This window comes from Roseicella aerolata, from assembly GCF_020523605.1.
In the GTDB taxonomy this organism is placed as follows: domain Bacteria; phylum Pseudomonadota; class Alphaproteobacteria; order Acetobacterales; family Acetobacteraceae; genus Paracraurococcus; species Paracraurococcus aerolatus.
The window spans coordinates 198468-218784 of sequence record NZ_JAJAQI010000002.1; the positions used below are offsets into that span (position 1 = coordinate 198468).

General features: G+C 74.4%; 9 protein-coding genes. 4 read left to right on the forward strand and 5 right to left on the reverse strand.

The features are described 5' to 3' along the window. Positions 1 to 94: 94 nt before the first annotated feature. From addB to LHA35_RS02235, 4 genes are all read left to right on the forward strand, one after another. Entirely contained in the window at positions 95 to 3211 is a 3117-nt protein-coding gene (addB, locus tag LHA35_RS02220) for a double-strand break repair protein AddB (protein WP_226603915.1), read from the forward strand. Beyond that, positions 3208 to 6726 carry a double-strand break repair helicase AddA gene (gene addA / locus LHA35_RS02225; RefSeq protein ID WP_226603919.1) on the forward strand — a complete coding sequence of 1173 codons (3519 nt, stop codon included), beginning with the start codon at positions 3208 to 3210 and terminating at the stop codon, positions 6724 to 6726. Before addB ends, addA begins: the two co-directional genes overlap by 4 nt. 96 nt (positions 6727 to 6822) lie before the next feature. Continuing rightward, the gene (gene trxA / locus LHA35_RS02230) at positions 6823 to 7152 is read left to right on the forward strand and encodes a thioredoxin TrxA (protein ID WP_226603922.1); all 330 of its coding nucleotides are present in this window, start codon (positions 6823 to 6825) and stop codon (positions 7150 to 7152) included. 166 nt (positions 7153 to 7318) lie between these two features. Beyond that, positions 7319 to 8413 carry a PQQ-dependent sugar dehydrogenase gene (locus tag LHA35_RS02235; protein ID WP_226603925.1) on the forward strand — a complete coding sequence of 365 codons (1095 nt, stop codon included), beginning with the start codon at positions 7319 to 7321 and terminating at the stop codon, positions 8411 to 8413. Between the two features lie 294 nt (positions 8414 to 8707). On the opposite strand, the gene LHA35_RS02240 is transcribed toward LHA35_RS02235, so the two are convergent. The 5 genes from LHA35_RS02240 to LHA35_RS02260 form a co-directional block, all read right to left on the reverse strand. Beyond that, positions 8708 to 13174 (reverse strand): beta strand repeat-containing protein, encoded by a 4467-nt coding sequence (locus LHA35_RS02240; RefSeq protein WP_226603928.1) that lies wholly within the window; start codon positions 13172 to 13174, stop codon positions 8708 to 8710. Positions 13175 to 13573: 399 nt separating this feature from the next. Continuing rightward, positions 13574 to 16252, reverse strand: coding sequence for a TIGR02302 family protein (locus LHA35_RS02245; protein ID WP_338050837.1), 2679 nt, complete (start codon positions 16250 to 16252; stop codon positions 13574 to 13576). Then, positions 16204 to 17568 carry a diaminopimelate decarboxylase gene (lysA, locus tag LHA35_RS02250; protein WP_226603930.1) on the reverse strand — a complete coding sequence of 455 codons (1365 nt, stop codon included), beginning with the start codon at positions 17566 to 17568 and terminating at the stop codon, positions 16204 to 16206. Before lysA ends, LHA35_RS02245 begins: the two co-directional genes overlap by 49 nt. A 273-nt stretch (positions 17569 to 17841) precedes the next feature. Further along, the gene (locus LHA35_RS02255; protein WP_226603932.1) at positions 17842 to 19068 is read right to left on the reverse strand and encodes an MFS transporter; all 1227 of its coding nucleotides are present in this window, start codon (positions 19066 to 19068) and stop codon (positions 17842 to 17844) included. Between the two features lie 85 nt (positions 19069 to 19153). Continuing rightward, complete coding sequence (locus LHA35_RS02260; RefSeq protein ID WP_226603935.1) at positions 19154 to 20161, reverse strand: Bug family tripartite tricarboxylate transporter substrate binding protein; 1008 nt, start codon at positions 20159 to 20161, stop codon at positions 19154 to 19156. Between the last annotated feature and the right edge of the window lie 156 nt (positions 20162 to 20317).

The window sequence follows — 20317 nt, forward strand, 5'->3', positions numbered from 1 at the left end:
CGGGGGCCGCTCCGGCCCCGCCTGCGCCGCCCATCCCGGGCCCGCGCCTGAGGACAGGGCGCGGCGCCTGCCCACCTGTCGCGGTGCCGCGCGGATGAACCTCTTCGACATCCCGGCGCACCTGCCCTTCCTGGATTGCCTCGCCGCCGGCGTGCTGCGCGCCGTGCCGGGCGATGCGCCGGAGCGGCTCTCCCGCGTCACCATCCTGCTGCCGACCCGGCGCTCCGCCCGCGCGCTGCGCGTCGCCTTCCTGCGCGCGGCCGTCGCGCCGGAGGCGCGCGGGCACGACCATGGCCGGGCGCTGCTGCTGCCGCGCATGCGGGCGCTGGCCGGCCTCTCCACCGAGGATGCGGACGAGCTCGCCCTGCCCGCCCTGCTCGACCTGCCGCCCGCGGTCGATCCGCTGCGGCGCCAGGCGGTGCTGGCCGGCTTCATCTCCCGCCTGCCGAAGGAGCGCGGCGGCCCGGCGACGCCGGAACAGGCCTGGTCGCTGGCCGGTGCCCTGGCGACGCTGCTGGATGAGATCGCCCTCGAGGAACCCGACCTCGACCGGCTGGCGGAAAGCCCGCCCGAGGCGCTGAACGACCATTGGCTGGAACGCCTGGCCGCGCTGGTGCCGGAGACGCATGCGGCGCACTGGCAGATCACCCTGACCTTCCTGCGCGGCGTCATGGCCGCCTGGCAGGGCTGGCTGGCGCAGGAGGGGCTGCTCGATATCGGCATGCGCCGGGCACAGGCGCTGCGGGCGCAGACCCGCCATTGGCAGGCGGAGCCGCCGAAGGATCCCGTCATCGCCGCCGGCATCGGCGTCGGCGGCACCATCCCGGCCGCCGAGGAACTGCTCCGGGTGGTCGCGACCGAGTTGCCGCGCGGCCATGTGGTCCTGCACGGGCTGGATGCCGGCAGCGCCGAGGAGCGGGTCTGGAACGCCATCCGCGAGGCGCCGACGCATCCCTTCTGCGGCCAGCAGCGCCTGCTGCACCGGCTGGGCGCGACGCGGGAGGACGTGAAGCGCTGGCCCGGCTGCACGCCGGAGGATGCGGTGGCACTGGCCGCGCCCGCCGGCCGCCCGGTGCTGCTCGGCATGGCGCTGCGCCCGGCCGAGGGCCTGCCCGCCTGGCAGTCCCGCCGCCCCTCCGAATGGCGCCCGGCGATGGAGGGCCTCTCCCAGCTCACCGCCCCCGATGCCCAGGCCGAGGCGGTGGCGATCGCCCTGACGCTGCGCGAGGCGCTGGAGGATCCGAAGGCGCGTGCCGCCCTGGTCACGCCGGACCGCGACCTGGCCCGCCGGGTCTCGGCCGAACTCGCCCGGCATGGCGTGACCGCCGATGATTCGGCCGGCGAGCCGCTGGGCGAGACGCCGGCCGGCGCCTTCCTGCGGCTGCTCACCCGCATGGCCGCCGCCGGGCTGGCGCCGGTGCCGCTGCTCGCCGCGCTGAAGCACCCGCTCTGCGCCGGAGGGTGGGAGCGGCCGCGCTGGGTCTCCGCGGTGCGGCGGCTGGAAGTGGCGGCGCTGCGCGGGGCGCGGCCGGCGCCCGGCCTCGAGGGCCTGCGCGCTGCGGCCCGCGCCGGGCTGCGGCATGAGCGGCAGGCCGAGGCGCTGGCCGAGGTCATGGCGCTGCTCGATGTGCTGGAGGCGGCGCTCGGCGACTTCGCCGCTCTGCCGGAGGGCGAGGCGCGGCCGCCGGCCGACCTGCTGGCGGCACATCTCGCCGCCGCCGAGGCGCTGGCGGCGACCGACCTGATGCCGGGTGGCCTCCGTCTGTATGCCGGCGAGGAGGGCGAGGCGCTCGCCGCCCATCTCGCGGCGCTGGAGCCGGCCATGGCCGCCATGCCGCCGGTCGCCGCCGCGGCCTGGCCGTCCCTGTTCGACGCGGCAATGGAGGGCGCGGCGGCCCCCAGCCTGCGGGCGACGCGGGGGCGCGACAACGGGGCGCATCCGCGCGTGGAGATCCTCGGCCTGCTGGAAGCGCGGCTGCTGACCTTTGACCGGGTGGTGCTCGGCGCGCTGGACGAGACGGTCTGGCCGCTGGCGACCGATCCCGGCCCCTGGATGAGCCGCCCCATGCGGCGCGATTTCGGCCTGCCGGAGCCGGAGGCGCGCATCGGCCGTGTCTGCGCCGACTTCCTGCTGGCGGCCTGCAGCGCCCCCGTCGCCGTGCTCTCCCGTGCCGCCCGGCGCGGCGGCGCCCCGACCGTGCCGGCCCGCTGGCTGACCCGGATCGAGACCTTCCTGGAAGGCCAGGACGGGCTGAAGCTGGAGGCGAGCCCGGCCATGGCCTGGGCCGGGCAGCTCGACCGTCCCGCGCGCGTCGAGCCCTGCGCCCGCCCCGCGCCGCGCCCGGCGCGCGAGCAGCGCCCGAACCGCATCTCCGTGACGCAGGTCGAGACGCTGATCGCCGACCCCTACGCCTTCTATGCGCGGCAGGTGCTGCGGCTCCATCCGCTCGACCCGCTGGATGCCGATGCCGGCGTGCTCGACTACGGCAACCTGGTGCATGCGGCGATGGCGGGCTTCGTCCGGCGCCTCTCGAACCGCCCCTGGCCGGGCGATGACGCCGCGCGGCAATGGTGGGCCGAGGCCGCGCGGGCGGCGCTGGAGGAGGCCTCGCCCCGTCCCGGCCTCGCCGCCTTCTGGGCCCCGAGGCTCGACCGCATCGGCGGCTTCGTCATCGAGCAGGAGGCGGCGCTGCGCCGCGGCGCCGGCGCGATCCCGAGCGTGGTGGAGGTGAAGGGCGAGTTGCCCCTGCGCATGGACGGCCGGGAGGTGGTGCTGCACGCCAAGGCCGACCGCATCGATATCCTGCCTTCGGGTCTGCGCATCCTCGACTACAAGACGGGCGAGCCGCCGAGCGCCGATTCGGTGAAGGACGGCCGCAAGCCGCAATTGACCCTGGAAGCCGCGATCGCCGCCACCGGCGGCTTCGAGGGCGTGCCGGCCGCGGATGCCGCCGCGCTGCTCTACTGGAAGCTCTCCGGCGGGCCGAAGCCGGGGGAGGAAAAGGCCGCCGTGACCGAGGCCTGGCTGGTGCGGCAGATCGCCGACCAGGCGCAGACCGCGCTGATGGGCCTCATCGCCGATTTCCTGCTCGGCAACCGTGCCTTCGTCGCCCGGCCGCATCCGAAGCGCGCGCCGGCGGGCAGCGACTACGATCACCTCTCGCGCCTCGCCGAATGGGCGGGCGCGGAGGATGCACGGGGGGGCGCATGAGCGGGTCGCTGATCGCACGGCAGCGCGCCGAGGCGCAGCAGCGCGCCGCCTCCGACCCCCTGGTCTCCGCCTGGGTGGGCGCCTCCGCCGGCTCCGGCAAGACCAAGGTGCTGATCGACCGCGTGCTGCGGCTGCTGCTCGACCCCGAGCAGGTGCCGGGGCGCATCCTCTGCCTCACCTTCACCCGCGCCGCGGCGGCGGAGATGCAGTCGCGCCTGCGCCGGCGCCTCGGCGAATGGACGGTGGCGGAGGAGGCGAGGCTCGCCGCCCAGATCCAGCGCCTGACGGGGCAGGAGCCGGATGCGCGGCTGATCCGGCGCGCCCGCACCCTGCTGGTCGAGGTGCTGGAGATGCCGGGCGGCATGCGCATCTCCACCATCCACGCCTTCTGCCAGTCCCTGCTGCGCAGCTTCCCGCTGGAAGCCGACCTGCCGCCGCAATTCTCGGTGCTGGAGGAGCAGGATTCGGCCGCCATGCTGGCCGAGGCGCGGGAGGCGGTGCTCGCCGAGGCCTCGGCGATGGCGCGGGAGCTGGCGCTGCTCGCTGGCATCGCCTCCGCCGACACCTTCTCCGACGTCACGCGCGCGCTGCTGCAGGACACGGCGCGGGAGAGGCTGACGCGCTGCCTCGATGGCTGCAACGGCGTGATGGGGCTGCGGCTCCGCCTTGCCCAGGCTCTTGGCGCGCCGGACAGCCTGGACGAGGCGGAGGTGGTGGCCACGGCCTGCGCGGTGGAGGAGGCGCCGCTGCGCCTGGCGGCGAGCCTGCTCGGCGCAAGCAAGAACGAGAACGACCGGGCGCGGGCCGAGCGCCTGGCCGCCTGGATCGGCGCGGATGCGGAGATGCGCGCCGCGCGCTTCGCCGAGTGGTGCGAGATCTTCCTGACCAAGGACGGCACCGTCCGCGCCGCCCGCAACCTGGCGACCAAGAGCGTCGGCGCGCGGCAGGAGGAGGTGGTCACCGCCCTGCTGGCCGAGGGCGAGCGCCTGCTGCAGGTGGAGCAGCAGCGCGCCGCCTGCCGCCTGGCCGCCGCGACCGGCGCGCTGCTCGCCCTCGCCGCGCCGGTGCTGGACCGCTACCGCGCCCGGCAGCGCAATGCCGGCATGCTCGGCTATGGCGACCTGATCGAGCATGTCCGCCGCATCCTGGAGGACCCCGGCAGCGCCTGGGTGCTCTACAAGCTCGATGGCGGGCTGGACCATGTCCTGCTGGACGAGGCGCAGGACAGCAACCCCGCGCAATGGGGCATTGCCGCGGCGCTGACCGCGGAGTTCTTCGCAGGCAGCGGGGTGGAGCGCGGGCCGGCGCGGAGCCTCTCGGCCGCGGCGGTGGAGGCGCTCTCGCCGCGCCGCACGGTCTTCGCCGTCGGCGACATCAAGCAGGCGATCTACGGCTTCCAGGGCGCGGATGCCGCGGGCTTCGCCACCTGGCAGGGGCATTACAGCCGGCATGTCGCGGATGGCGGCGGCGAGTTCCGCCAGGTGCAGCTCGACGTCTCCTTCCGCTCCACCGCGCCGGTGCTGGCGCTGGTGGACGCGGTCTTCGAGGACGGCCCGGCGCGCCACGGCGTGGTGGCGGATGGCGAGGTGCTGCGCCACCTGCCCGACCGCACCGGCCATGCGGGCCAGGTCGAGCTCTGGCCGCTGCTGCGCCCGGCGGAGACGCCGACACCCCAGCCCTGGGAGGTGCCGGAGGAGCCGCAGCGCGTGGCGAGCGCCGAGGCGCTGATGGCGGAAGCCCTGGCGGCCCGTATCGACCACATGATCCGGCACGAGCGGCTGGAGAGCCGCGGCCGGGCGGTGCGCGCCGGCGACGTGCTGGTGCTGCTGCGCAAGCAGGCCAATGTCGCGCTCGTCCCGCTGCTGGTGCGCGCGCTGAAGGCGCGGCAGGTGCCGGTCGCCGGCGTCACCCGCGTGAAGCTGGTCGAGCATATCGCAGTCATGGACCTGCTCGCCCTCTGCGACGTGCTGCTGCTGCCCGAGGACGACCTGCAGCTTGCGGCGCTGCTGACGAGCCCGCTCATCGGCCTCTCGGAGGAGGCGCTGCTCGCCCTCGCCCATGGCCGCACCGGCCCGCTCTGGGGCGCGCTGATGGCGCATAGGGCCGAGGCGGCGAACGGCCCCGAGGCGCGGGCCGCCGCCTGGCTGGCGCGGCTCTCGGCACGGGCCGACCTCGTCTCCCCGCATGCGCTGCTGGCGGAGGTGCTGGGCGAGCCCTCCATGGATGGCCGCCCCGGACGGGCGCGGCTGCTGGCGCGGCTCGGCCCCGAGGCGGCCGATGTGCTGGACGAGTTGCTGAACGCCGCGCTGTCCTATGAGCGCAGGCACCCGCCTAGCCTGCAGGGCTTCCTGCACTGGCTGCGCCAGGGCGGCGCCGAGGTGAAGCGGGAGGCCGAGGCGGCGGGCGATGCCGTCCGCATCATGACGGTGCACAACGCCAAGGGCCTGCAGGCGCCGATCGTCATCCTGCCCGATGTCGGCAGCGGCACCGGGGCGGAGGCGATCCGCTGGCTGGAAGGGGATGGCATCCACCTGCCGCTCTGGGCGCCGAACAAGAGCTTCCACGCGCCCCCCTTCCTCGCCGCCAAGGCCGCGGACGAGGCGAAGCGGCAGCAGGAGGAGAACCGGCTGCTCTATGTCGCCCTGACCCGCGCCGAGGACCGGCTGCTGGTCTGCGGCTGGGGCAAGGAGCCGGGTGAGTGGTACCTGCATGTCGCCGCCGGCTTCCGCCGCATGGCGGGCGCGGCCGAGGCGCCCTTCGACCATGCGCGCTTCGGCGCCCCCGCCGCCTGCGACTTCGGCGATGCCGTGCTGTGGCAGGCGACCTGCCCGCAGGCGGTGGACCCGGTCCCGGATGCGGTCGCCGCCGCGGCCGGGGAGGCCGGGCCGCTGCCCGACTGGGCGACCCGCCCGGCCCCGCCCGAGGCGGCGGAGGTCGCGATCGCCCCCTCCGCCCTGCCCGGCGAGAACGAGACGCCCGCCGCCGCCCCGCATGGCGAGAAGGACCCGCGCGGCCGGCGCTTCCGCCGCGGCCGGGTGATCCATGCCCTGCTGCAGCATCTGCCCGACCGGCCGGAGGCGGAGCGGGCCGAGGCCGCCCGGCGCTTCCTCGCCCGCCCCGGCCATGGGCTGACGCCCGAGGAACAGGCGGAGACGGCCGCGGAGGTGCTGGGGCTGATCGCCGCGCCCGAGGTGGCGGCGGCCTTCGCGCCCGGGAGCCTGGCCGAGGCGCCGATCGCCGGCCGGGTCGGCGGCCAGCTTGTCGCCGGCCAGGTGGACCGGCTGGTGGTGACGCCCGACCGGGTGCTGGTGCTGGACTACAAGACCAACCGCCCCCCGCCCGAGCACGCGGAACAGGTCCCGCCCCTCTACCTCCGGCAGATGGCGGCCTATCGCGCGGTGCTGCGCCAGGCCTTCCCCGGAAGGCTCGTGGAATGCGCGCTGGTCTGGACCTATGGCGCGCGGCTCATGTCCCTGCCGGGGGGGTTGCTCGACGAGCACGCGCCGGACGCATGACGGGGCTGCGCCACCGCTGTCCTTGACCGCGCCGCCCCGCCGCCCGACTCTCTGCCCATCCCGGGGCAGTGCGCCCCGCCCAGCGAGGCACCCCTCATGAGCGAGCTCACCAAGAACGTCACCGACGACACCTTCAAGCAGGACGTGCTGGAGGCCCCCGGCGCGGTGCTGGTGGATTTCTGGGCGGAATGGTGCGGGCCCTGCAAGATGGTCGCCCCCCATCTGGACGCCATCGCCAAGGAGTATGAGGGCAAGCTCACGGTCGCCAAGGTGAACATCGACGACAACCCGATGACGCCGAACGAGTATTCGGTGCGCGGTATCCCGACCATGCTGCTGTTCAAGGACGGCAAGCTGCTGGACACGAAGGTCGGTGCCATGCCGAAGGGCCAGCTCCAGCAATGGATCGACAGCAAGATCGGTTGATTTCGGAGCCGTGCCCGCCCGGCCCATGCGGTCCGGAGGGGGCCTGATCGACTGATCCTGGCCGCGCCGGCCAGGGGGAGGGTCGGCACGGGCGCAGCGCGCACATTTCCTCAGGGCAGCGCTCCCGGCGCTGGCGGTGGCGGCGGGCCGCCCTATCTGGCGGGGCATGATCCGCCTCGCCCTTCTCCTGCTCCTCCTCGCCGGCGGCGCCCAGGCGCAGCCGGCTTCCTTCCAGGTCACGGACTTCGCCACGGGGCTCGAACGGCCCTGGGGCGCCGCCTTCCTGCCGGATGGCCGGCTGCTCGTCACCGAACGCCCGGGCCGGCTGCGGCTGGTGGGGCGGGAGGGGCAGGTCTCCCCGCCGCTGGCCGGGGTGCCGGAGGTCGAGGCGCGCGGCCAGGGCGGGCTGCTCGACATCGCCCTCGCCCCGGATTTTGCTGATACGCGCGAACTCTATCTCTGCCATTCCGCGGTGGTGCAGGGCGGCGCCCTGACCCGGTTGGTGCGTGCGCGGCTCGCGCCCGACGGCACGGCGCTGGAAGGGGCGACGCCGATCCTGGACGCCACCCCGGCGCAGGAGCAGGGGCGGAACCACTTTGGCTGCCGCATCGCCTTCGGGCGGGACGGCGCGCTCTTCCTCTCGACCGGCGATCGCTATGTCACGAAAATGCGGGCGCAGCGGCTGGATGACCTGGCCGGTAAGGTGCTGCGGCTGGCGCGGAACGGCGCGCCGCTGCCGGACAACCCCTTCGCCAGCCGCACCGATGCCCGGGCCGAGATCTTCAGCTATGGCCACCGCAATGCGCAGGGCCTGGCCTTCAACCCCTGGACCGGCAGCCTCTGGGCGGCGGAATTCGGCGCCCGCGGGGGTGACGAAATCAACCTCCTCCGCCCCGGCCGGAACTACGGCTGGCCGGTGGTGACGCATGGCGTCGATTATGACGGCAGCCGGATCGGCGAGGGCGTCTCGCGCCCCGACATGGAGGACCCGATCCATGTCTGGGTGCCCTCGGTCAGCCCCTCCGGCATCGCCTTCTACACCGGCGCGGCCTTCCCGGCCTGGCGCGGCAGCCTCTTTGTTGCGGCGCTGAACCCGCCCGGCCTGGTGCGGCTGACGACGGAGGGCGACCGGGTGACGGGGGAGGAAAGGCTGCCCGGCATCCGCACCCGCATTCGGCAGACGGTGCAGGGGCCGGATGGGCTGCTCTACCTGCTGACTGACGAGTCGCGCGGGCGGATCCTGCGGCTGGCGCCGGGCTGAAGGCCGGCGGAGGCTGGAGCGGATCGCGGACGCGCGGACAGGCGTGAACGCCCGGGAGCGAGCCTTTGTTCGAAAGACAGAAAGCACCAGCGGATGGGCGTTCAGACATGACCGCAATCCGCTGTAGCCGGGCGAGAGGCCGGCCGGCCAATAGCGAGGCTGCGGCCGGGCGCGGCCCGGTATGCGCCGGGTATCATGGGACCTGTGCGCGGATGCTATCAGCCACAGGCTGTTGCGGTCATTGCAGGCATCCGAACACCAGGCGCCGCGGCGGCGACCTGTGCGCAGGTCTCCTCACAGCACCACATCCCCGTTGGTGAAGCGGACCACCTCGATGGAGATCAGCCGGTCCGTCCCCGCCGGCCCCACCGCCAGCCAACTGCCATCCGCCAGGCGTGACAGCGCCGTGCTGCCGCGTGTCGCGCCGAGGATGGCCATATCCGTGCCGGCGCCGCCGTCCAGCATGTCATCTCCCGCGCCGCCGGTCAGCACATCCGCCCCATCGCCGCCCATCAGGCTGTCAGCGCCATCGCCGCCCAGCAGCGTGTCATTCCCCGTCCCGCCGCGCAGCAGGTCATCACCGGCGCCGCCATCCAGCACGTCATCGCCTGCCCCGCCGGTCAGGCTGTCATTCCCCAGCCCACCGCGCAGGGTATCGCTGCCGGCGAAGCCGACCAGCACGTCATTCCCGGCCCCGCCGAGGATCGAGGCCCGCTCGATGCCAAGCAGCAGGGTCACGCTGCTGCCATCGGTCAGGCGCAGACCTCCCGCGACCGTCTCCATCCGCAGCGCCTGGGTCGCCGTGGTCCGGGTGACGGCGGCGAGATCCTCGCCCGAGCCGCCATCCAGCAGCACGGCCCAGTCGGCAGCGATCAGCGTATCATTGCCTGCGCCGCCCAGCAGGCTGTCCCGGCCGGACTGACCATCCAGGGAGTCGTTGCCCGCGCCGCCCAGCAGCGTGTCATTCCCCGTCCCGCCGCGCAGCAGGTCATCACCGGCGCCGCCATCCAGCACGTCATCGCCCGCCCCGCCGGTCAGGCTGTCATTCCCCAACCCACCGCGCAGGGTATCGCTGCCGGCGAAGCCGACCAGCACGTCATTCCCGGCCCCGCCGAGGATCGAGGCCCGCTCGATGCCAAGCAGCAGGGTCGCGCTGCTGCCATCGGTCAGGCGCAGACCTCCTGCGACCGTCTCCATCCGCAGCGCCTGGGTCGCCGTGGTCCGGGTGACGGCGGCGAGATCCTCGCCCGAGCCGCCATCCAGCAGCACGGCCCAGTCGGCAGCGATCAGCGTATCATTGCCCGCGCCGCCCAGCAGGCTGTCCCGGCCGGACTGGCCATCCAGGGAGTCGTTGCCCGCGCCGCCCAGCAGCGTGTCATTCCCCGTCCCGCCGCGCAGGGTATCATGGCCGCCTTGCCCGGCGAGCAGGTCGGCCCCGTCCTGCCCTTCCAGCACATCGCCGACGGCACCGCCGGACAGCGTGTCATCGCCGGCGGCACCGCGCAGGGTCACGGCTGCCCCCAGGCCGGCGGGCAGCAGCAGCGCATCCGGCCCGCCCCCCCCGCTGAAGATCTCGACTCCCGAGACCGCGCCGGGCACCACCCGCAGATCGAGCAGACTGCCCCCGGCGGGTGCCTGCCAGCGGTCGGTGCCCGCGCCGCCAATCAGCGTATCGGCGAAGCTCGCCACATCGGCGAAGGCCAGCACCTGCGACCGGCCATCGCCGAGATTCAGTGTGAGGCTACCGGTGAAGCGAAGATCGGGATCGGGCAGGAACAGGTCATCGCCCTCTCCGCCCTCCAGCCGGTCGGCACCGGTGCCGGGCTGCAGCGTGTCGTTCCCTGCCCCGCCCCGCAGCGTGTCCTGCCCGGCGCCGGCCTGCAGCAGATTGTCCTCCGCATTGCCGGTGAGCAGGTCGGCGAAGAGGGTGCCGCGGGCATGGGCGATGAGCAGGAGCCGGTCGGTCCCGCCCCAGCCATCCCGCGCCGTGCCGGCGGCGAGATCGACCACCACCCCGGCCGGGTCGCCCGCATAATCCGCCATCACCCTGGTCCCGGCCGCGGGCCCGCGCAGCGTGTCATCGCCCGCAAGACCGCGCAGGAAGGTGGTGGTGCCGGCGACGGCGCGGCCGGTCAGGTCATCGCCCAGCCGGGAGCCCCAGGCGGATTCGATGTTCAGCAGCCTGTCCCGCCCGCCCCAGGGATCGATGGCGGTGCCGGCCGTCAGGTCCACCACCGCGCCGCGCAGCGGCAGGTCGGAGCCCGGCGCGACCAAGTCGTAGAAGACGATGTCGAGGCCGCCGGCACCGTCCAGCGTATCGTTCCCCGCGGCGCCGGCCAGGCGGTCGGCCCCGGCGGAGCCCAGGATGCTGTCATTCCCCGCACCGCCCGCCGCCACCTCGATCGCGGTCAGCCGGTCGGTCCCGCCGGGCTTCAGGGCAATGCCGGCGGCGAGGTTCACGGTCACGGCGCCCGCCCCGGCATAGCGCCATTCATCCGTCCCGCCGCGGCCGTCGAACAGCTTGTTCCCCTGGGCGCCGGAGAGGAAGACGTCATCCCCGGTCGAGCCCAGCACCGTATCCGCGAAGGCCGAGGTGACGGCGACGCGGCGGATGCCGAGGAGCCTGTCGGTCCCGCCCCAGCCATCCTGCGCCGTGCCGGCCGCCAGATCGACATGCACCGCGGCCGGGCTGCCGCCATAGGCTGCCTGCACGGGGGAGCTGGTCGCCCCGATCAGCGTGTCGTTGCCCGCCCGCCCCTCCAGGCTGGTGACGAAGAGGCCGGCGCCGGCCGCGGCGGCATCCAGCCGGTCGGCCCCTGCGCCGCCGGTGACGGCATGGATGTCGGTGATGGTGTCGGTCCCGCCGGTCGACTTCGTCACCCTCCCGGTCCCATGGGCCGTGAATTTCAGGCTGATGCTGCCGTTGAGCGCCGCATAGCTCAGCCCGTTGGCCGCGCCGGCGCCGCCCACGATCCGGTCGCTGCCGGCGCTGCCGAGGAAGACCTCCGTCAGGCTGCCGCCGGAGAGGGTGTCGTTCCCCGCCGTGCCGGCCCGCTGCAGGGCCGGGCGCAGCAGGGAGAGGAAGGTGCCGGGGACGAAATCCTCCGGGCCGATATCGACCGGCTGGGTGGAGGAGCCGATGCGGACCACGAGGTCGGCCACGTCCACCCGGCCATTGCGGTCAAGGTCGAGCACCAGCCAGCCGCCGGCCGGCACCGTGCCGCCCGCCAGCGCCGGGACCCAGAAGAGCTGGTTGGCACCGGTCGCGCCCAGCGGCTGCGCCGGCAGTGCCGTGCCCGCCGGCAGCGCCGCGAGCGGCCGCGTCACTCCGCCCCAGACCAGGGCACGGGCGATGCCATCCGTCCCGGCATAGGTCCCGGCATTGGCGCCGCTGCCATCGCCGGGGCCGGACCAGGCATCGCTGAGCCGCAGCCTATCGCCCTCGGCCGCGGAGAAGCCGAGGATCAGGTCGAGCGCGCCGAGGGCGGACCATGGCGCCTCCCCCATCGCCTGCAGCAGAAGGGTGTCGGCACCCGGGCCGCCCTGCAGCGTGTCGGCACCCGTCCCGCCCTCCAGGCTGTCATCGCCCTCACCACCGAGCAGGTTGTCATTTCCCGTCCCGCCCTGCAGCAGGTCGGCCCCGGCGCCACCCTCCAGCCGGTCATTGCCGGCGCCGCCGATCAGCACATCCGGCCCATCGCCGCCGGCCAGGGTATCGTTGCCGTCGCCGCCGAGCAGGCTGTCGAAGCCCGCGCCGCCGGCAAGGCTGTCATTCCCTGTCCCACCCTCCAGCGTGTCGTTGCCAGCCAGCCCGAGCAGCGTGTCCGCCCCGGCCAGGCCGTGGATCCGGTCCCCCTCCCCGGTCCCGGCCCGCGAATCGGCGCCAGCGGTGCCGACCAGGGCGAAGGTCCCGGCCAGGAAGGCATCGGCAGTGATGGCGGCGCCCGCGGGCAGGTCGAGCCGCACCACCAGGTCGGCGGTGCCGAGTTGGCCATTCCGGTTCGCGTCCAGCACCAGCCAGCCGCCCGCCCCGGCGGCATCCGGCAGCCAGCGCAGCAGGAAGGCGGCCTGGCCGGTCGGGTCCGGCAGGGCGAGGCCGACGACCGGCGCGGCGACCGGCGCGAGCGTCCCGCCCCAGCCCAGGGGCAGCGGCGCCTGTCCGGGCAGCGCGAAGCTTCCCGTCGCCAGCAGCCAGAGCGCGGCCCCGACCGGCTGGGCGCGGAGCACCAGCCGGTCGCCCTCGGCCGCGTTGAAATCCGTGATCCGGTCCATGGCCGAAAGGCCGGACTCGATGCCCGCCAGGCCCATCAGCGCGAAGCGGTCGGCGCCCGCGCCGCCGGTCAGCAGATCGGCGCCCGGCCCGCCGAGCAGCGTATCCGCCCCCTCCCCGCCCGCCAGCGTGTCCCGCCCCGCGCCGCCCTGCAACGCATCGGCGCCGGCCCCGCCGGCGAGGGAATCATCGCCCGCACCGCCCACCAGGCTGTCATCGCCGCTGCCGGCGCTTAGCCAGAGCTGCTCCACCCCCGTCAGGCGCGTGCCGGCGACCAGGCTGGTCTCCGTCGGCGCGAGGAGGAAGACGGTCAGCGCCGTATCGGCGACGCTGCGGTCGACCACCGCGCGGTCCTCGCCCGGCCCGCCGTCCAGCGTGTCATGCCCCGCGCCGGCGAGCAGCGTGTCATTGCCCGCCAGCCCCATCAGGACGTCGTCGCCGGCATCACCCTGCAGCAGGTCATGCCCGGCGGTGCCGGTCAGCCTTGCCATCACCCTCCGCCCGCAGCCCGGATGGGGCCCTGGGGCAGAGGGTTAGCGGAGCGCGGCTTGCGGAAGGGTGAAGGCGGTCAGATCACCGGCTCCACGGCGGCGGGGCCGCAGAGGCTGCCCGCCGCCGGGGAGAGCCCGGCCAGGGCCGCAGGAGTTGGGCGAAGGGCAGCCGCCTCCAGGCCGGCCGACCGGCCAGAGCGAGGCCGCCTGGGAGGCAGGCCATGCGGCCCGCCCGGCCGCGTCCTCCGGTGTGGCGCCGCCGGATATCGGCCGCCCCGCCGCCATGGAAGCCGCTCCTGCCGAAGGCCGGCCGGACGCATTCCCGGATTGCCGGGCCTGCCGTCCTCAGTGGCGGCGCCATTCCCCCCATCCGCCGGGAGGAGAATGGCCGCCTCCCGCTCAGAAGCGCCGCAACAGCCGGTCGATATAGTCCAGCTCCTCCGCCGGGCGCTCCCGCTCCGCCCCGCGCCGGCGCAACTCCTCCTGCAGTCGGCGCGTGCGCAGCAGTTCCGCCTCCTCCGGCACCCGCGTATCGGCGCCGTTGTCGGCGTTGCCGTTCACGTCGCGGCTGCGGCGGCCCAGCGGATCGCGCCCCTCGCCCTGGCCCTGGGCCTGGTCCTGGCCCTCCCCGCCCGGCTGGTTCTCGCCGGCCATGTCCTGCGGGTCGCCCTCCCCCTCACCCTCCTGGCTCAGGCCGAACTGGCGCTGCATGGACTGCGCCATCTGCCGGCCGCCTTCCTGCAAGGCCTGCAAGGCGCGCTGCTGGGCATCCCGCGCATCGCCACCCTGGCGGAGCTGTTCCTGCGCATCCCGCATCGCCTGGTCGGCGCGGCCGAGGCCTTCCGGCACCTCCCCGGTCAGGTCGCCGAATTGCTGCATCAGTTCGCCCAACGCGCGGCGCAGCGCGCGCTGGCGGCGGCCATCCTGGTCGCGTTCCGCCTGTTCCTGCGGGTCCGGCTGCGCCTGCTGGCCCGGGGGTGGTTGCTGCGGCTCCGGCGGCCAGCGGAAGCCCTGCGGATTGAGGCGCTGCTGGCGCTGGCGCGCGGCGCGGTCGCGCTCCTCGCCCTCAGCGCGCTGGTGGCTGCGGTCCAGCATGTCGGACTGGCGCTTCACCATGTCCTGCACTACGCCCATCTGCTGCTGGCCGCGCTCGCGGCGCTGCTGGCGCTCCGGGCTCTCGGCCCGCTGGGCGCGGCCCTCCTCCAGCGCCTTCAGCATCTCCTCCAGCTCGGCCAGCTCGCGCTTCGCGTCCTCCATCCGGCCCTCGCGCGCGGCCTCCTCCATCCGGCGGGTGCGGCGCTCCATTTCCCGCTGGTCCATCAGCCGGGATTGCGGGTCGAAGGGGATCGCCTCGGCATTCTCGCGCTGCAGCTTCTCGGCCAGCGCCTCCAGGTGCTGGCGGATGGCGTCGCGCAGTTCCTGGATGCGGCGCTCCAGCTCGGCGCGCTGCTGCTGCGTGGCGGGGTCGTTCGGGTCCTGCGCCCGGTTCTGCTCGGCCTGCTCGAGGGCCTCGCGCAGCGCCTCCCGCGCCTGCTGCAGGGCGCGCAGCGTCCGGCCGTCCCGGCCTTCCTCCAGCGCCAGCGCGACCTGCCAGAGGATCTCCTGCACCTCCGGCACCGCCTCCGGCCGCCGGTCGACGATGAGGCGGGAGCGCGCGGCGCGCAGCGCGAGATAGGTGGTGACGTCGTGCTCGAAGGCCTCGGGCGCGCGGGCGATGTCCTCGATCTCCCGCCGCGCCGGGGCACGGCGCTCGGGCTCGAGCGACAGCGCCTTGCGCACCGCGATCAGCCGCTTCGCCACGGGGTGGTTGAAGCTCCGCTCCGGCAGGCCGAGGCTCGCGGTCTCGGAGGCGCCCTCCTGTCCCGCCCCATCCTTCGCCACCAGCCGCGCCTGCACGTCCAGCCCGGCCCAGGGATGCGCCGAGAGGTCGGGCGTCGCCGTGCCGCGCGCCTGCTTCGCCTGGCCGCCGGGCAGCGGCAGGTCCACAACCAGCGGCGGCGCCTCCGGCCGGGCCTTCAGCCGCAATTCGGCCCGCAGCGAGGCGAGGCCCCAGTCATCCTCCGCCCGCCAGGGCAGGCGGGTGCCGAGGCCGCGCGGGGCGCGTCCCGGCGGCTCGGCGAAGGCGACGCGCGGCGGCGTGTCGGCCTGCACGGTCAGCGCCCAGTGCGCCAGTTCCGAGCCCTGCCGCCGGACCGCGAGGCGCCCGCCCTGCTCCAGCATCGCCTCGGCCGTGAAGCTGGTGCCGTCCAGCGCGCGGAAGGGCGTGGCCTGGGCATCCAGCAGGAGTTCGGGCGCGCCGCCATGGCCGCCGGAAACCGAGACCTGCAGCTTGCTGCCGGCCGGCACGGTGGCGGCACCGCCGCCGGCATCGAGGAAGATCGGCGCCGCGCCGGTATAGGCGGGCGGCGTCACCCAGGCCTCCAGCCGCAGGGCAGGCACCGGCGCCGGGCCGGCGAAGGCGGGGGTGAAGGCCCGGCGCAGCCGCTCCGGCGCCTCGCCGCCCGCCACCACGAAGGCGGCGAGGACGGCGAGCGCCACGGCGGCCCGCAGCGCCCGCGGGTCCCGCGCCGGCAGGCCGGGCCGCGGCGTGCCGACCTGCAGCCGGCGGATCTGCGCCGCGGCACGCTGCTGGTGCACCTGCCACAGCGCGAGGGCGGCCGGGTCGTCGCCCGCGGGCCGGTCGGACAGGGCGGCGAGCGGCCGGTGCCGCAGGCCGGAATTGCGCTCCAGCCGCCGCTCCGCCGCGCCGTCATCCGGCGGACGGAAGCCGCGGAAGGCCCGCCAGCCGAGCCAGCCGATGCCGCCGGCGGCAGCGAGCAGGAGGAGGATGTGCAGCAGGCCCGGCAGGCGCTGCGGCAGGTCGAGCAGGGCGAGGAACAGGAACAGGCCGAGGGCGCCGAGGACCGGCCAGGCGCGGGGCCAGACGGCTTCCCAGAACAGGGCGAGCCGCGCGAGGCGGCGCCGGCGCCGGAGCGCCGCGGCCAGGCCCTGGGGGGTGTTGCCCCCCGGGGCGGCCGGCCCGGCGGGGCTCAGGGCGCGCCCCCGAGCCAGGCCGGCAGGCGGTTGCCGCCGAGCAATTCGTCATAGGTCTGCCGGTCGCGCACCACGGCGAAGCGGGTGCCGTCCACCATCACCTCGGCGGCGAACGGCCGCATGTTGTAGGTGCTGCTCATCACGGCGCCATAGGCTCCCGCATCGAGGAAGGCGACCAGCGCCCTGGGCTTCAGAGATGGCAACGCGCGGCCGCGCGCAAAGGTGTCGCCAGTCTCACAGACCGGCCCGACCACATCGGCCGGCGAGGCAGGCGCCACGAAATCCACCGGGCCGACCGGCAGGATGCCGTGCCAGGCATCGTACATGGCGGGCCGCACCAGGTCGTTCATGGCGGCATCCAGCACCAGGAAGCGGCGGTTGGTGCCCTGCTTCTGCAGCACGACCGAGGCGAGCAGCAGGCCGGGCGGGCCGGCGATCCAGCGGCCGGGCTCCAGCATCACCGGCAGGCCAAGCGGGCCGAGCGTCGCCTTGATGGCGCCGGCCAGGGCTTCGGGCATCGGTGCCGGCTCGTCCCGGTAGGGAATGCCGAGGCCGCCGCCGCAATCGATGTGCCTCACCGGCAGGCCTTCGGCCCGCAGCGCCTGGACCAGCTCGGCAAGCCGGGCATAGGCGGCGCGATAGGCAGCCATGCCGCTGGTGATCTGGCTGCCGATATGGGTGGCGACGCCGACGGGTTCGAGCCCCGGCAGGGCAGCAAGCCGGGCATAAAGGGCGGGCGCGTCCTCGATCGCCACGCCGAATTTGTTCTCGGACCGGCCGGTGGTGATCTTGGCGTGGGTCCGGGCGTCCACATCCGGGTTCACCCGCAGCGCGACGCGGGCGGTGCGGCCGAGGGAGGTGGCGAGCGCCGAGAGCGCTTCCGCCTCCTCCGCGCTCTCCAGGTTGATCTGGGCGATGTCCTCGGCGATGGCGAGGCGCAGCTCCCGCTCCGTCTTGCCGACGCCGGAGAAGACGATCCCGGAGCCCGGGATGCCCGCGGCGCGGGCGGCGCGCAGCTCCCCTTCCGAGACCACATCGGCGCCCAGCCCCTCATCGGCCAGCACCTTGAGGACGGCGAGGCTGGTATTGGCCTTGACCGCGTAATGGACGGAGGCACGGAGCCCGGCGCCATCGAGAGCAGATTTGAGGGCGCGGGCACGGCGGCGGAGGGCGCCGGCGGAATAGACCCAGGTGGGCGTGCCGACGACGGCCGCGATGCGGGCGAGCGGCACCTCCTCGACCATCAGGCCGTCATGGGCATGCATGGAGAGATGCGACCGAGCGGCGAGAAGCTCGGCGAAGCTGGGATCGGGGTCGGCGCCCAGGACGGAGGCTGGGGCGACAGGAAGCGAGGCGGCCATCGCCATATTGTGCGGTGCGGGCCTGGGCGGGACAAGGACCGCGTGCGGCGGTTACATGTGCGTCCATCGCGGGGCTGGCAGCAGCGATGCGACGGCAGCCCCCATGGCCGGGGCGGGTGGACTGCGCCTCCGCGGCGGGCGATCCAAAGCGGACCGGCGTTCAGGGGCGAACGCCAATCCGCGGCGGCTCTTTGCGCTTCCGGACAGGTTCAGGCGTCCGGTCGCCCACGGCCTCCCGCGATCTCCTCCGGCCCGCGCCCGCCCCGGCCTGGGTCAGGCATAGGCCGGCCGCGCCCGCCGCCGCAGCACCAGCCAGCCGGCGATCGCGATCGTCACCCCGTTCCAGGCGATGCCGTTCACCACCGCCGCCCGGTAGGAGCCGGTGAGATCGAAGGCCAGGCCCGACATCCAGCCGCCGATCGCCATGCCCACCAGCGTGGCCGAGAGGGCGATGCCGACCCGCACCCCGACCTCCTTCGCCGGCACGTTCTCCCGCACGATCACCGCATAGGTGGAGACGATGCCGCCCTGGAACAGCCCGAAGATCGCCGAGACCACATAGAGCGAAACCAGCCCGTCGAAGGGCAGGAACAGCGCCAGGGCCACGGCCTGGAGGCTGGAGGAGAGCAGCAGCGTCGCCACGCTGCCGATGCGGTCCAGGATGACGCCGAAGAGCAGCCGGCTGATCACGCCGAAGGCGAGCATGACGGAGAGCATCTCCGCCCCGCGCGCCGGCCCGTAGCCCAGATCCACGCAATAGGCGACGATATGGACCTGCGGCATGGCCATGGCGATGCAGCAGGCGACCCCGGCGATGGCCAGCAGGACCTGCAGCGTATTGGGCGCGAGGCCGAGCGGGCTGGAGGGCGCACCGCCCCCGACCGCCATGGGCGCGTCCTGCCGCGGCGCCGGCCGGCGCAGCACCAGCGCCAGCGGCAGCATCAGCACGAGGCAGGCGATGCCGATCATCACATGGGTCTGGCGCCAGCCATATTCGGCGATGCCGGCCTGGACCAAAGGCGGCCAGAAGGCGCCCGCGAAGTAGTTGCCGCTGGCGGCGAGCGAGACGGCGAAGCCCCGGCGCCTGCGGAACCAGAGCGAGGTATCGGCCACCACCGGGCCGAAGGTGGCGCAACTGCCGAGCAGCCCGATCAGCGCGCCGTGGATGACGGCGAATTGCGTCATGCTGCCGGCTTGGGCCGCCAGGATGTAGCCGAGCGCCAGGCAGACCGTGCCGAGCAGCACCGGCGCCAGCACGCCGAAGCGGTCGGCCAGCTTCCCCATCAGGATGCCGCCGGCGGCGAAGCCCAGCGTCGTCAGGGTATAGGGCAGCGCGGCATCGGCCCGCGCCGTGCCGAATTCGGCCTGCACCGCCGGCAGCGCCACCACGATGGACCAGAGCCCGACCCCGCCGAGCGTGCTGAGCAAGACCGCGGCGGCCAGCCGCATCCAGGCATAGCGGCTGTCCACGCCGCCCTCGGCGTGGTCTGCGACTGGCATGCGTTCCCTCCCGGCATCTCCGTGCCGGCGGGGAGCATCGCAGCAAGCGGCGCCGATGGGGAGGGCCTTCGGCGCCCCTGGCCCTTCAGCCCTGCTGCGCGCCGGAGGCGAGGATCAGCGGCCGCAATTTCTCGTATTGCTGCAAGCGGTGGCTGGCGATGTCCTCCGGCGTGGTCCACCAGGCCTGCGCGCCCTGCTCGAAATAGGCGCGCTTCAGGTCCTCGCTCTCCAGCGCGCGCTTCGTCAGGGCATTCATCCGGGCGACCATGGCGGGCGGCAGCCCGGCCGGGCCGATCAGGCAGGTCCACGAGACGATGTCGAAGCCCGGCAGGAATTCCGAGAGGCTCGGCAGGTCCGGTGCCACCGGGCTGCGCTTCGCGCTGGTGACGGCGAGCGCGCGGACCTTGCCCTCGCGCGCCTGGGCAATGGCGCCCGGGATGTTGTCCAGCATGAACTGCACCCGCCCGGCGATCAGGTCGATCATGGCCGGCGCCGCGCCGCGATAGGGCACGTGCTGGATATCGAGCCCGGCGAGCTGCCCGAGCATGGCGCCCGAGAGGTGCAGCGTGGTCCCCGGCCCGGCCGAGCCGTAGGAGTATTTCCCCGGACTGGCCTTCAGCAGCGCGATCAGTTCCGGCACGCTCCGCACCGGCAGGTCGTTGTTCACGATCAGCAGGTTGGGCAGTTGCCAGAGGCCGGAGACGAAGGTGAAGTCCTTCGCCGGGTCGAAGGGCAGGCTGGCCTTCAGCGTCGGCGAGATGGCGTGCGAGGCGATGCCGCCGAGCCCGAGGGTGGTGCCGTCCGGCCGGGACTTGGCGACCGCATCCACCCCGACATCGCCGCCGGCGCCGCCGCGGTTCTCGACCACGAATTGCTGGCCGGTGATCTCCGTCATCTTCTGGCACCAGATGCGGGAGAGTATGTCGGTCGAACCGCCCGGCGGATAAGGATTGATGTAGCGGATGGTCTCCTTCGGCCAGTCGGCGCCGGGGCCGGATTGCGCGCGTGCGAGGGCGGGCGTCGCCAGCGCCGCGGCGATCAGGGCGCGGCGCGGCAGGCATCCGGGGGTGCCGGTCCGGGCTGTCTCGGTCATGTGTTGTCCTCCCGGCCGTCCATGTTCCCGGACGGCGATCGCAGCCTGCCATTTCGCCCATGGCAAGGCCATACCGGCATAGCGCGCGACCCGGCCGCGGCAGAAGAGGCCCGGCCGCGCCGCCGGCCTGCCGCCGCCCGTTCTACAAGTGATCGA